This is a genomic window from Cupriavidus sp. 01L45 (assembly GCF_056399885.1).
Genome location: NZ_JBFTSG010000017.1, coordinates 76414 through 89575, shown reverse-complemented (window position 1 = coordinate 89575; position 13162 = coordinate 76414). Strand labels below are relative to the sequence as shown.

The following is a 13162-nucleotide window of genomic DNA, read 5'->3' as shown; positions in this document are numbered from 1 at the left end:
AGGGCGGGTGGCTCATACCTCGAAGCGGAGTGAGGGCTCGAACAACCGATCCGGCAAGCTCAGGCCGAAGGCCTGCAGGCGTTCGCAAAAATGGGGTCGCACGCCGGTGGCGCAGAAATGCCCTTTGACACGCCCCTCCGTATCCACTCCCGTGCGCTTGAACGTAAAGATCTCCTGCATATTGACGATGTCGCTTTCCATGCCGGTAATCTCCTGCACGCTCATCAACTTGCGCCTGCCGTCGGTCAGCCGCGACACCTGCAGGATCACGGTGATGGCCGAAGTGATCTGCTGCCGCATGGTCTTGGGCGGCAGCGATAGGCCGGACATGCTGACCATGTTTTCGAGCCGGGTCAGTGCGTCGCGAGGCGTGTTGGCGTGGATGGTGGCGAGCGAACCTTCGTGCCCGGTGTTCATGGCATGCAGCATGTCGAGTGCTTCGGCGCCACGGACTTCGCCAAGGATGATGCGGTCCGGGCGCATCCGCAGCGCGTTCTTGACCAGCGCCCGCTGTGTGATCTCGCCTTTGTCCTCGATATTTGGCGGCCGTGTCTCCAGGCGCAGCACGTGGTCTTGCCTCAACTGCAGTTCCGCCGCGTCCTCGATGGTGACGATGCGTTCGCTCGCCGGGATGAAGCCCGATAGGATATTGAGCATGGTGGTCTTGCCGCTGCCGGTGCCGCCCGAGATGAGGATATTCAGCTTGGCCTTGACCATGGCTTCGATCAGTTGAGCCATCGGTGGCGTGAGCGTCTGCAATTCCACCAGATCCTTGACCATCAGCGGATTGACGGAGAAACGCCGGATCGACAACAGCGGGCCGTCTACCGCCGAGGGCGGGATAATGGCATTGACACGCGAGCCATCGGGAAGCCGAGCGTCCACCATCGGGCTGGATTCATCGATGCGCCGCCCCACGCGTGACACGATCTTGTCGATGATCTTCATCAGGTGGGCGTCATCGTGGAAGGTGACGGCCGTCAGTTCGAGCTTGCCGCGGCGTTCCACGTAGACTTGTTTTGACGTATTGACCAGGATGTCGGAAACGGTGGGATCGCTGAGCAGCGGTTCTAGCGGTCCGAAGCCCAGCATCTCATCGCGCACGTCCGATACCAGGCGCTTGCGTTCGGTCTCATTGATGGGCACGTTGCGCTCTTCGATAATGCGCTCGACCATCAGTGCCAGTTCGCGGCGCACCTGCTCCGGCGTGAGGCGCTGCAGCTTTTCCAGTTCCACACGCTCGATGATGGCCTCGTGGATCTCAATCTTTAGCTGCTGGTAGGCGGCATTCGCGGTGGTGCTGACGGGGCCGACCCGCTCTGCCACGGTCTCGCCGGCCTTTTCAATGAGTTGTTCGCGCAGTGACATATTGATTCTCCGCAGGGCGCCGTGCGCCTATGATCGTACCGGGCTGAGCGTTGCCGCCGCGTGGCTATGCATGCTTTTCGATGGACTGGACTTGGGTGGCCCGGCGGTTGCGATGGCCCAGCAGCTTTTGCAGCAGGCCCTCCTTCTTCTTCACGGCACTCGGGTAGACGCCATCGGCCATCTGCAGCAACTCGCGCGAGATCGGGTTGCGCTCGGCCAACTGCAGTATGGGCACGCCCTGGTTGCTCGAGTCTCGGGCCGCCTTTGGATCGGACGGCAGCATGTGCGCAATTTTTGCGCCAAGCGTGTCTTCCATCGTGCGCAAGCTGACTGCCGAATGCTTCTCGTACTCGTTGATCACGATGTACAGGCGGTCGGACGGGTAGCCTAGCGAGTGAAATATCTCCATCAGGTGCCGTCCGGCGCGCAGGTACGGCAGACTAAGCTGCATGACCGGATAAATCCTGTCGCTGTGGTCCAGCACCATAATCGTGGAAGGGTTGATGTCCTGGCCGACGTCGAAGATGATGACGTCGTATACCGGTCTCACCAGGTCGAGGATGCTCTCGATATGGGCAGCCTTGATGTCTCCCGCTTTCACCGGGTCGCCGGCACCAGCGATGACATCAAAGTTCGGATGCGCGTGGGTGATGCAGGCGTCGAGCAGGGCAAGGTCCAGCCGGTCCACCTGCTGGCAAATGTCCGTCAGCGTAGCCGGAGGTGCCTTGTCGGTAACCAGGAAGGCGGCATCCCCGAACTGCTGAACCAGGTCCACGAGCAGCACGCGCTTGCCGTGGTTGGCTGCGATGGCATAGCCAAGGTTGGCCGCAACGAACGTGGTGCCGCTCCCGCCTTTGCATGAGACGAAGGTCAGCGTGCGGGCCTCCGTCTCGGTGCCTCCCTGCGATTTGACGGCCAGTCGTTCCAGCTCCTCATTGAATTCGCGCGAATCCAGCGGCCAGCGCAGTACGCTGCGAACGCCCATTCGCATGGCGCGCATCAGCAGCTCAGTGGATGGCGACGGCGTGACCAGGATGCAGGGAACATCGCCGGGTTCGGGAAAGCGCTGGCGCAAGCGCTCCAGCACGTTGATGCTGAAATCGTCGGCCAGCAAGATGAGGAAGTCGGATGGGTGGATCAGCCCTGCCATGCCGAGCGCCTTCTCCGGGTCGGCGCAGACCAGTTGCACCTGCCGGTGCGTGATGACCTGTCCTGCCATCGCGGACATCTGCCGGGCCCGCGTCTCGTCGGCCGAGACCAGAATGAGCTTTGCCATCTCGATTTCTCCCAAATTTCGGTTTGCCTTGGCGGCATGCGGCGGTGTCCTGGGCCGGCGCGTGCCGCCACGCGGTCAGGGCGCGGAGCCAGAGGCCGAGCTGCCCACCCCGACCGCGTAGGCATTGCTGTCGACTGGCGGATTGCGGAACGATGTGTTGTAACGGTCCATGGCGTAGGTGGCGCTGCGTGCGTCGACGCCGGTCACCGGGTCCGTGTTCATCGAGGCGTCCGGGTTGAGCGTCTGCATGGCGCGCACGGTCCRCACGGCATCGCCGAAGCGCGTGTCATACACCGGCGTGGTGGTCATGCAGCCGGCCAGGCCGGCGACGAGGGCGACGGCGGCAAGCCGGGTGGAGGTGGCAAGGAGGTTCCGGATCTTCATGATATTCCCCTGTTCATTGCGGTCCGCCGGTACCGGGCTCACAGCGCGGAGCCGGAGGCCGGCGCTGGCGCCGCGGCTGCCGTGGGCAAGGGCGCGTCGGCGGTTGCGGGTGATGCCGTGTCGCTGCCGGTCCTTGTCGGCAAGGCATTGCTCGAAGGCACGAGGGCGCGGGCCGCGGCGGTGTCGCGGCCACTGCCTGCGGGCGAGGTGCTGGTGGTCGGCGCGACCGGGGCAGGTGCCATCGGTGCGGTCGGGGCACCAGTCGGTGTCTGCGGAGCGGRCATTCCCGGCGGCATGCCCTGCGGATTGTCGACCACAGGATGGCCTTCCATGTTGCCGTTGATGAAGACCTCGCCGCGAGTCGATGGCCCGAAGGAGTCGGTCGGCATCGGGAAGTTGGCCGGCAGCGGCTTGACCAGGCGAGGCGTGACCACGAACAGCAGTTCGCTCTTGTCCTGCTGGAAGTTGGTGCTGCGGAACAGGTTGCCCAGCACAGGCAGCTCGCCTGCGCCCGGCAGCGCCTTCAGGCTACCCGTGACGCTGCTCTTGATCAGGCCGCCAATGGCAAAGCTCTGGCCGTCCATCACCTGCAGCGTGGTGGACGCGCGGCGGGTCGTGATCAGCGGCAGGATGGTGGTGCCGGCAAGGTTGGGCGCGGTGAGCGCTACCCCGGTCGGCGAGAGCTCGGAGACTTCCGGGGCCACCTTCAGGTTGATGCGCCCGTTGGCAAGCACGGTTGGCGTGAAGCGCAGGCCGACACCGAAGGTTTCCTCTTGCAGGGTGATGGTGGTACCGCCGGCGCTGGAGGCTTGCGGCACTGGTATAAACACCTTGCCGCCTGCGAGGAAGCTCGCCTCCTGGCCGCTGATGGCCATCAGGTTGGGTTCAGCCAGGATCTTGAACAAGCTGTCGCCCTTCTGCGCATCGATCTGGAAGTTGAAGGGCAGGTTGTTCGACTTCATGCCGGAGATCACTCCCGCGCCGCCGGAGAGAAAATTGGCCAGCAGGCCAAAGGTCCAGCTGCCGAAGGCGCCGTTCAGGTTGGCTGCGGCGCCGAGTTGGTCGATCAGCGTCTTCGACACCTCAGCGACCTTGACTTCCAGCATCACCTGTTGGGGCGAGTCCACCGTCATCATATTGATGATGCGTGGACTGCGCAGCGGCTGCCCGCCGTTGGCGCCGGCGCCGAGCATGCCGAGTCCGCCCATGCTGGTGCCGGCCATGGCCAGCATCGGATTCTGGCCCACGGGGGCGCCTATCTGCTGCTGCGGCGCTTGCAGCGGGCTGCGGGTCTGCCGCGCGACGAAGGCGTTGGCGATGTCGATTACCATCTGCGCCACAGTGGAATCGGGCACGTTGCCGCTCAACACCAGGCTATCCGCGGCAGAGGCGACACGCACCTGCCTGGCTTGGGGCAGCAGTTCGTGCAAGGTCGACTGCAAGCCGCCGGGGTCTGCGCCCACGGTCACATCAATCACCGTGCAACCGCCGCTCTTGCCCTGCACGATCATGTTCGTCGTGCCAACGTCCAGGCCGAGCAGGTAGAGGGTTTGTGGCGACACCAGCATGGCTTGCACCACGCTGGGGTTGCCTAGCGTGCGTGTACGAACGGGCTCCGGCAGAGACAGCATGCGGGACTTGCCGACCGGCACGATCACCTGTTGTGGCTCGCGCGCTGCGCTGCTGCAGTTGGGTCCGCGGCTAATGCCGGTATCGCTGGGTGGCGGGGGTACGCTGGCCGCGCCAATGGTCAATTGGATCGGGCCGTTGGCGGCCAGCTTCATGGCCTGCGGATTGGCGGCTGCCGGCTGGCCGGCAGCCGCGGCATCGGCTGCCTGGGCTTGCTCGCTGGCCAGCCAGATGCTGGATAGCGACAGCACGGCCAGCGTGATGAGGCTCCGTCGTGTGGGGCCGCTGCGAGCCGCGCAGGTGCGAAGGCTGCCCTCCTGGTGGTGGTATCGGTCCATTTGAATTCCCCCCGGTTGTTGACCCTGGTGAAGGGGTCGGCAATTTGCAATCTCAACGTCTGTGCATCAGAAGCATTCTTGGTTTTGCTGCATGCCACTGATGACGCCTACACAGTTGGTGGCGATCTTCTTTTCCGTTATGCGGTGCACGACCTGGACGGCTTTGGCCACCACCGGCACGGCCACGGCGGCTTTGATCACGGGTTCGTTGAGGAGGCTGCGCTTGGTGGCGCCCGCGGTGTCGACGGGGCGCGGATCGATCTGGTTGCGCAATACCAGCGAGAGCGTGCCCACGCTGCGCGCCAGATCGAGCTTCTCGGCTTCGTCGGGCGAGACTTCCAGCGTCACGGCGTTGACCACCTTGGGCTTGGTCTCATCGCGATTGACCTCCTGCGCGATGGCAAGGACCAGGATCTTTTCCAGCACGATCTTCGAAATGGACTGCTCGTTTTGCGCCGAGGCATCACCCTTGTTCGCATCTTTCTGGGTGTTCACGATGATGTCGACGAAGCTGCCGGGCAGTGCGAAGCCCGCTACGCCAACCACGTCGTTGACGCGCACGGTGATGGCGCGCTTGCCTTCGGCGATCACCGCCGAGAGTCCGCCGCGGGTGCCGACGGGCGTTAGCTTGGATTCCAGGATGGGCTCGCCACGCATGACGCTGGATTTGGTCACTCGCCCATCGATCAGCTTCTGCTCGGTCAGGGCTCCCGGCGGCAGGCTGTCGCGCGGCCAGTCGACGGTCTTGACGAACTCCGGAGCGAGCCGCTGCCCCAGATTGATGTCCGTGGCTGCCACCACGACCTTGGTCACGCTGCCGGAGCTTTGCTGCATCATCCAGCGCGAGGCCAGCACGACCGCGGCCAGGCCGGCCAGGGCCGCCACCAGCAGCATCACGATTGCGCGTACGTTTCTCATTTGATGGTCCTCCCCAGTGTGAATCGCGGCATCGGCGCGGCCAGGCTAGGCACGAGCGCGCCCCCTTGGCGGCTACGCCAAGCTCCATGTCTTCCAAACCGTGTGGCAGTGTTCAGTGGCGGGCGAAAATGCAGTGTCCCTGGCGGCGAGGTCGTCGGTCACCCAGCCGCGTGTTGACGCCGGTCTTTTCCTGCTGGCGCGGGACTTGTCGTGCTCCACGTGATGCCGCCAGTGGCAGGGTGTTGCGAGCTTGCCGAGGTGTCTTGCACCGGCGCCGCTGCGCAGGCGCGGATGAGGCCGAGACAGCCGATGTGTGCTCGTACATGATTCTTCTCTCCCTTTCCGGCCCGCTCGCGGGGCCTGTGTACTTATGTTCTGGGCACACCGATCCGCGCTTCAGAGCGTGCCTGTCATCACCAGTAGTACGCCCCCGGCCAGCGCCACGGCGTAGGGCAGGCGCGCAGTTGTCTGCGTTTTGGCCGTGTCTGCCGCGGTGGCGCGCCAGCTGAATGGCAGCCACAGCAGCAGCGCGGACAGGCCCGCGAGGGTCTGGCGCGCGTTTTTGCGCGCCACCATGATGGCCAGCGCCATCACGCCTCCGACCAGAAAGCTCGCCAGGACAATCTGTAGCGCCGGCTGTACGCCCACGAAGGCACCGATGCTAGCCATGAGCTTGGCGTCGCCGGCGCCGACGGCGCCCGCGAGATAGAGCACCAGGAACGGAGCCAGTCCGGCAAGAGCGCCAGTTAGCCATGCGCGCGAGCCGCCGCTGGCGCCATGTTCGAAAACCTGCAGCAGGAGTGCCGCGAGCAAGCCCGTTGCGACCAGCCAGTTGGGAATGCGGTGGCTGCGCAGGTCACTGGCGGCGGCAATGGCGACCATGACCAGCACGAGTCCAGATGCGACGGGGTCGAACGTGCTCATGGCTCTATCCTGCAAAAAGTACAAGGGGCACGAAAATTGCCGTGGTAGCAGCGCTGGCACGACCCAACCGGCTTCAGGAGCCGGCTGGGCCGTGATGCTGCTTTCGATCACGTGGCGGCAGTGCCGGTCAAGGCGTTACTGATATTGGTCCAGATGGTGCCGACCGCACTCTTGACCGTCGGGCCTGCCACGATCATGGCCAGCGCCACGAATGTGAGTAGCAAGGCATACTCGATGCCAGCGGCGCCATCTTCGTCACGGACAAAACGCTTGATGCCTTCGAACATGGTGTTCATGTCCATCTCCTTCACGTCATGGTTTAAAGGGGAAAAAGCGCCCGCTGAAGATCGGGCACAGGATTCGGCTGGAAGTGCCAGCCATGGCCAAGACAGGGGGGATTCCTCGATGACGGGTACACGCTGGCGCTACAGCGGTCTAGGAACCGCTGTCTCCCCGGTGCGCAACTCGACAAGGCGGGCCTCCCAGCTCCACCATGTTCCAGGGAACCCGTCAGGCTGGCGTGCCAACCATCTGGTCCTCACCTGGCGCGTTGCCGTTTCTTGCGGCTTATTGCGCCTTGGTAGGTGCCGCGGGCCGATTCTTTTCCTCCCTCAGGAATCGGTCCCGCGCCTGAAAATGCTACAAGACTGCTTGTGATCGTCGCGCCGGTGCTTTGCCTTCCACCGTGTGCGGCGTGGGCCATGGATTCTTAAAATTTGCGCTGACCCAGCGCCAAACCTCCCCGCGAAGCAGTTGCCTGTCACGGCCACCACCCCACCCCCCGTTCAAGTCTTTGTTCTCGTGATGTCTTTGCTGGCGGTTTGCACCCCCTTGGCTTCGGCATCCTCGGCGTACCGTGCTTGTCTGTTCCGGTCGCTCTGGTCTTTGTAACGAGCATAAGAGCGACGAACGTGCCAGTCGACCTAAGTTATTGATTACATTGGTGATGTTTTTTTGCCACTTGTTACATCTTCGATTTCTTGTAACAGGATGTTTCCTTGGTGTTACTGCCTTGCACCCGTCTTGCGTGCACTGCAATATGGCGAGGCTGCAAAATAGTGATGTTTTCATGGCCTGCAGGCTTTGTCAGGTGCATCAATAGACGCATATGATGTGTTTGCCGGTCATGCCCCGGCAGCGGGATGAGGGTAAGTGCGCAGGGCGTGGCGGGTGGTGGAGCAGCCGCCGCACGACCGTATGAATGGTTGCAAGCGTGATACAACGCAGTGCAAATAGCTTATGCACGCCAAAGCACATGGCTTGCCCGGACCGTAGCTTTGCCGTGCGGCGCGCGTGCCGGAAGGGGCGCAGGCGACAAAAGATGTAGCCCGTGTGAGTTACGAATGTTGACCGGCTCACATTGGCACGGCGCGTTCCTCGCCTAGTTGGATGAGGGGGGAACTTCCTGCATTCCGGGCCGGCTACGATCGAATTGGTTGCATTCCTGATACATTGCTGGCCGCAATGCGGGGATGAGGAATATCGTGCGCACGGCTTACAAGCAAATGTGATTCGCCGGCGTCATGCCAATTGCAGATTTCACGGGAGAGAACAAGGATGCAGCAAGACAACAACGCGTTTCAGCCGACGGCAGGCGAAGCACCCGCAGCGCCGGTGCCTGCTGGCCAGCCGCGCCCCCTGCAGTTCGAGTTCATCGGCTCGGGTTCCGAATATTTCCGTATCTGGATCGTCAATGCCTTGCTGAGCATCGTCACGCTGGGCATCTATTCGGCCTGGGCCAAGGTTCGGACGATGCAGTACTTCTACCGCAACACGCGGCTGGACGGCGCCAGCTTCGACTACCACGGCCGTGCCTCTGCCATCCTCAAGGGCCGCGCCATCGTGTTTGGCCTTGCCGTGGTCTTCCAGCTCAGCAGTCATGTTTCCCCCTTCCTGGCCGTGGCGCTGGGCCTGGCGCTGGCAGCGGTGTTCCCGCTGCTGCTGGTGCGCTCGCTGCGCTTTCGCATGGCCAATTCCAGCTACCGTGGCTTGCGCTTTGCCTTCACCGGCGGCGACGCCCTGGCTTACAAGGTCTTCCTGCTCTGGCCCGTGCTGAGCGTGTTCACGCTGTATGCGCTGGCGCCGCTGGCGCATCAGCGCTTCAAGCAGTACCAGCATGACAACACCCGCTTCGGCACGGCGCCCTTTGGTATTGACGCCACCGCGGGCGACTTCTATGGCGTCTATCTGCGCGCCTTTGGCATGATGCTGGCCGTGGTGGCGGTGACGTCGATTGCCGGCGCTTTGCTTGGCAACGCGATAGGCGTGGCGCATGGCGCGCCGTTCCTGGCCATTGGCATGGCCGTGATCGGCTTCTACGTGGCGCTGATGGCGGTCGGCCCGTTCTTCATGGCCCGCCTGCAGAACCTGGTGTGGAACCACACCACGCTGGCGCCGCACGCGTTTCGCAGCGAGGTCAAGGCGAGCCGGCTGTTCTTTATCTTCGCAACCAACATGATCGCCAATGTGCTGACGCTGGGGCTGTTCATGCCGTTCGCGCGGGTGCGTTCGATGCGCTACCGTATCGAGTGCATGACCATGCTCGCAGCCGGGCCGCTGGATGCCTTCGTGGCCGGCGAGACGCAGCAGGTCGGGGCGCTGGGCGATGCCGCGGTGGACTGGTACGACATCGACATCGCACTCTGAGCGCGCCGGGCACCTTGATACCCCCTGGCCGCCATGATCATTCTTACCACCCGGTTCACTCCGATCCCAGGACCCTGATGCAGGCTTCTGCCCAAGCACCGGCCGCCGCCGCGGTTGCGGCCACTTACTTCGACGGCCGCTCGTCGCGCGCCCATGCGTGCTTGCTATCGATCGAAGGGCGCGACGCGGTGTTGCGCGAAGCGGATGGCTCGGTGCTGCGCCGCGCGCCGCTGGCGGCGTTGCGCGTTTCCGAGCGGGTCAGGCGCGCGCCGCGCCTGGTGACGTTTGCCGACGGCGCCTTCTGCGAGGTCACGGACCACGCCGGCTTTGCCGCGCTGCTGGCGGCCAGCGGCCACCGGGAGGGCTGGGTGGTGAGGGCGCAGAACAGCTGGCGGCTGGCGGCGCTGTCCGTGCTGGGTCTGGCCGCGGTGCTGGTGGCGGGATATTTCGTGGTGTTGCCGTGGGGCGCCGGCGTGGTGGCGCGCAGCGTGCCGGCTGCGCTGGAGGCGCGGATTGGCGAAGCCACGCTGGGCAGCATCGACGGCGGCCTGCTCAAGCCCTCGGCCCTGCCGGTGGCGGAGCAGGAGCGCATTCGCGCCGGCTTCGCCGCGCTCAGGCGCCCGCCCGATCCGGACCACCAGTACCGCATCCTCTTTCGCCGGGGCGGCCAGCTCGGGGCCAATGCGTTGGCCTTGCCGGGCGGCACCATCGTGGTGACCGACGAACTCGTGAAGCTGGCCGGCCCGGGCGCCGGCCTGATGGGCGTGCTGGCTCACGAGGCGGGCCACGTGGCCCAGCGCCATGGCCTGCAGCAGGTGCTCCAGGCCTCGGCCGTGGGTGCGCTGGCGGCGTATTTCTTCGGCGATTATTCCAGTGTGCTGGCGGGGGTGCCCGCCGCCATCCTGACCCTGCGCTATTCACGCGAGCACGAGCGCGACGCGGATGCGTACGCGRTGGAGGTCATGCAGGAGAACCGGCTGCCCGTGTCGGCGTTCGCCGACGTGCTGCAAGCGCTGGAGTCCGCGCATGAGCAGCAGGCGGAGGACGAGGCCGCCAAGGCCGGGTCCGGAGGGCAGGGCGGCGCGTCGGCCGCCTCCGCCGAGCGGGAAACCAAGCGGGAGCGGCGCAGCCGCCGCGCCGCGGAGGATGCCGGCAACGACGACGATGGCGGCAGCTTCTTCTCCACCCATCCGTTGACGCGAGAACGGATCGAAGCGCTGCGCGCGGCGGGGCGCTAGTCCCCGGACGAAGCCGCCACCTGGCCTTGCAGCCAGCTGTGAAACTGCAGGATCGCCTTCTCGCGCGGATTGCCTTCGCGCCAGGTGACCCAGTAGTGCAGGCTGGACGGGATGCTAGTGGTGCCAAGCTGCACCAGTTCGCCGCTGGCGAGGTAATCGTGGGCCAGTTGCAGGCGGGCCGTGGCCACGCCAAGGCCCGCCACCGCCGATTGCAGCATCATGCCCGCGTCCTGGAAGATCGGCCCGCGCTCGGGTTCGGTGCCAGGCAGGCCGGCGCTTTCCAGCCAGTCGCGCCAGGGCCGCAGGGCGAAGCGCAGCATCGGCAGGCGCGGCAGGTCGGCCAGCGTGAAGCCGGGATAGCGCGCCAGCAGCGCCGGGCTGGCGACGGCGATCACATGGTCCTCGATCAGGTTGTGGCAGGCAAAGCCGGGCAGGTCCACGCGCTGGTGCCAGATGCCCACGTCCACCGAGTACGGATCGGGCGGCGTGATCTCGGCGTGTAGCCGCAGGTGCAGGTCGAGTCCCGGCTGCGCCRCATGCAGGCTCGGCAAGCGGCGGATCAGCCAGGCGTTGGCGAGATCGGCCATGACGCTGACCTCCAGCCGCACTACCTGCGGGGCGCCGCCATTGCTGGCCTCGCGCAGCCCGTCTTCCAGTTCGCCAAGCCCGTCGCGCACGCGCTGCGCCAGCCGCGCGCCCACATTGGTGGGCATCATCAGGTGGCCGGTGCGCTGGAACAGCTTGGTACCCAGGTTGTCTTCCAGCGCGCGGATATGATGGCTGATGGCGCTGTGGGTCAGCGCAAGCTCCTCCGCCGCGCGCGAGAAACTGCGGTGGCGCGCCGCTGACTCGAGCGCGCGCAAGGCCTGCAGCGCGGGCAGGTGAGGCAGGCGCTGGGCGCGGTGCGGCTCGGGCGGCGGGGCCAGTCCGGCGGGTTCGTCGTGCCCGGCGGGCTGGACCGGCAGGCCGGCCTGGGAGGCTTTTGGGTGTTTGGAGGTCATTGCCGTCAAATTCTACTCACAATTGCRGCGGGTATCTTTCGTTGGTGTTGCGCCGGGCGACTGGCGACAATGCAGACATGACTTCTGCTTCCTCATCCTCCTCTTCCGCCTCTTCCGCCTCTTCTGCCACCACGCGGGCTAGCGCTCCCCCGTTAGCCGCCGCACGCTGGCGCGTGCTGTGCATTTTTTCGCTCGGTTTCCTGGTTTCCTATATCTTCCGGGGCGTCAACCTAGGCTTCGCGCCCCACCTGACCCGCGAGATGGGCCTGGGTGCAGCCGATCTGGGCCTGCTGACCAGCTTCTATTTCCTGGGTTTCGCCTGTGCCCAGTTGCCGGCCGGGCTGCTGCTCGACCGTTTCGGCCCGCGCCGTACCGAGGCCGCGTTGCTGCTGGCTGCCGTGGCGGGTGCCTTGGTATTCGCCTCCGCGCCCAATATGGCGGCGCTGGCGGCAGGGCGCCTGATGATCGGGGTTGGCGTTTCGGTTTGCCTGGGCGCCGCCATCCAGGCCCTGTCGATCTGGTTCCCGCTGTCGCGCATGCCCTTGCTCAATGGCGTGGTGATGGCGATTGGCGGCCTCGGCGCCGTAGTGGTCGGCGCGCCGCTGGCTTGGCTGCTGTCCTGGACCGACTGGCGCACGGTCAGCTACGGCCTGGCCGCGCTGACGCTGGCCATGGCAGCGCTGCTGTGGTTCGGCGCCCCCGATACCAGCCGCGCCGGCAAGCAGCGCCTGGCGGATCAGTTGCGCGGCACCTGGCAGGTGTTCCGCAATGAGCGCTTCCTGCGCGTGGTGCCGCTGGCATTGCTTAACCAGGGGGTTTTCCTCGCGGTGCAGACCCTGTGGGTGGGGGCGTTCCTGCGTGACGTGGCCGGCTATTCGCCGGAGCAGAGCGCGCGCCTGGTGTCGGTCATCGGCTTTGCCATGATGGGCGGCTGCGTGTGTGCCGGTTGGGCCGCACGGCATCTGGAGCGCGCCGGCGTGAGCCTGTACACCTTCGCCGGCGCCGGCATGAGCGGGTTCATCGTGATCCAGTGCCTGATCATCGCCGGCGCGCCGCTGCCCCCGGCGCTGACATGGGCGGCCTACGGCGTATTCGGATCGAGCGGCATCCTAGCCTACGCCGTGCTGGCGCGCAGCTTTCCCGATGCACTGATCGGCCGCGCCACCACGGCGCTGACCTTGACCGTGTTCCTGGCGACGTTTGCCTGCCAGGTCGGGGTGGGGCTGGTGCTAGACCTGTGGCCGGCAACGGGCGGCCAATATCCCCGGCAGGCCCATCTCGCGGTATGGTGCGGCCTGGTGGCGCTGCAGGTGGCGGCGGCAATCTGGTATGCGACGGGCCGCAAGCGCGCGGCCGCCGGCCACGCGGCATCGGCGCAATGACCTCTATATAGACAGGCTGGACAGACGCCGCCCCGGCGTCGCGCGCTGGCCCGCAAGG

11 protein-coding genes are annotated in these 13162 nt (G+C 65.3%); 3 read left to right on the top strand and 8 right to left on the bottom strand.

Annotated elements, in window-relative coordinates; all coding sequences use genetic code 11:
* Positions 1-12: 12 nt before the first annotated feature.
* From AC1DT6_RS13915 to AC1DT6_RS13885, 7 genes are all read right to left on the bottom strand, one after another.
* Positions 13-1368: a CpaF family protein gene (locus AC1DT6_RS13915; RefSeq protein ID WP_477102647.1), complete on the bottom strand. Its 1356-nt coding sequence runs from the start codon at positions 1366-1368 to the stop codon at positions 13-15.
* Between the two features lie 64 nt (positions 1369-1432).
* Complete coding sequence (locus AC1DT6_RS13910) at positions 1433-2644, bottom strand: CpaE/TadZ family protein (protein WP_477102646.1); 1212 nt, start codon at positions 2642-2644, stop codon at positions 1433-1435.
* 75 nt (positions 2645-2719) lie between these two features.
* Positions 2720-3028, bottom strand: a complete 309-nt coding sequence (locus AC1DT6_RS13905) for a hypothetical protein (protein WP_477114739.1) — start codon at positions 3026-3028, stop codon at positions 2720-2722.
* 38 nt (positions 3029-3066) lie between these two features.
* Positions 3067-4995 carry a type II and III secretion system protein family protein gene (locus AC1DT6_RS13900; protein ID WP_477114738.1) on the bottom strand — a complete coding sequence of 643 codons (1929 nt, stop codon included), beginning with the start codon at positions 4993-4995 and terminating at the stop codon, positions 3067-3069.
* A gap of 66 nt (positions 4996-5061) precedes the next feature.
* Positions 5062-5913: a Flp pilus assembly protein CpaB gene (cpaB, locus tag AC1DT6_RS13895; RefSeq protein WP_477102643.1), complete on the bottom strand. Its 852-nt coding sequence runs from the start codon at positions 5911-5913 to the stop codon at positions 5062-5064.
* Positions 5914-6309: 396 nt separating this feature from the next.
* The gene (locus AC1DT6_RS13890; RefSeq protein ID WP_477102642.1) at positions 6310-6837 is read right to left on the bottom strand and encodes an A24 family peptidase; all 528 of its coding nucleotides are present in this window, start codon (positions 6835-6837) and stop codon (positions 6310-6312) included.
* 107 nt (positions 6838-6944) lie between these two features.
* Positions 6945-7133, bottom strand: coding sequence for a Flp family type IVb pilin (locus AC1DT6_RS13885; RefSeq protein ID WP_477102641.1), 189 nt, complete (start codon positions 7131-7133; stop codon positions 6945-6947).
* Positions 7134-8394: 1261 nt separating this feature from the next.
* Here AC1DT6_RS13885 and AC1DT6_RS13880 point away from each other — a divergent pair.
* Together AC1DT6_RS13880 and AC1DT6_RS13875 are read left to right on the top strand one after the other, a co-directional pair.
* The gene (locus AC1DT6_RS13880; RefSeq protein WP_477102640.1) at positions 8395-9483 is read left to right on the top strand and encodes a YjgN family protein; all 1089 of its coding nucleotides are present in this window, start codon (positions 8395-8397) and stop codon (positions 9481-9483) included.
* 77 nt (positions 9484-9560) lie between these two features.
* Complete coding sequence (locus AC1DT6_RS13875) at positions 9561-10721, top strand: M48 family metallopeptidase (RefSeq protein WP_477114737.1); 1161 nt, start codon at positions 9561-9563, stop codon at positions 10719-10721.
* On the opposite strand, the gene AC1DT6_RS13870 is transcribed toward AC1DT6_RS13875, so the two are convergent.
* Positions 10718-11722 carry a LysR substrate-binding domain-containing protein gene (locus AC1DT6_RS13870; protein ID WP_477114736.1) on the bottom strand — a complete coding sequence of 335 codons (1005 nt, stop codon included), beginning with the start codon at positions 11720-11722 and terminating at the stop codon, positions 10718-10720. The two genes, AC1DT6_RS13875 and AC1DT6_RS13870, sit on opposite strands and share 4 nt — an antisense overlap.
* A gap of 77 nt (positions 11723-11799) precedes the next feature.
* Between AC1DT6_RS13870 and AC1DT6_RS13865 the strand changes: the two genes are divergently transcribed.
* Positions 11800-13104, top strand: a complete 1305-nt coding sequence (locus AC1DT6_RS13865; RefSeq protein ID WP_477102639.1) for an MFS transporter — start codon at positions 11800-11802, stop codon at positions 13102-13104.
* The last annotated feature ends 58 nt before the right edge of the window (positions 13105-13162 follow it).

Bases quoted from the DNA above. Each gene is read 5' to 3' on its own strand.
- AC1DT6_RS13885 (WP_477102641.1), bottom strand. From the start codon at position 7,133: ATGAACACCATGTTCGAAGGCATCAAGCGTTTTGTCCGTGACGAAGAT.
- AC1DT6_RS13880 (WP_477102640.1), top strand. From the start codon at position 8,395: ATGCAGCAAGACAACAACGCGTTTCAGCCGACGGCAGGCGAAGCACCC.
- AC1DT6_RS13915 (WP_477102647.1), bottom strand. From the start codon at position 1,368: ATGTCACTGCGCGAACAACTCATTGAAAAGGCCGGCGAGACCGTGGCA.
- AC1DT6_RS13890 (WP_477102642.1), bottom strand. From the start codon at position 6,837: ATGAGCACGTTCGACCCCGTCGCATCTGGACTCGTGCTGGTCATGGTC.
- AC1DT6_RS13865 (WP_477102639.1), top strand. From the start codon at position 11,800: ATGACTTCTGCTTCCTCATCCTCCTCTTCCGCCTCTTCCGCCTCTTCT.
- cpaB (WP_477102643.1), bottom strand. From the start codon at position 5,913: ATGAGAAACGTACGCGCAATCGTGATGCTGCTGGTGGCGGCCCTGGCC.
- AC1DT6_RS13910 (WP_477102646.1), bottom strand. From the start codon at position 2,644: ATGGCAAAGCTCATTCTGGTCTCGGCCGACGAGACGCGGGCCCGGCAG.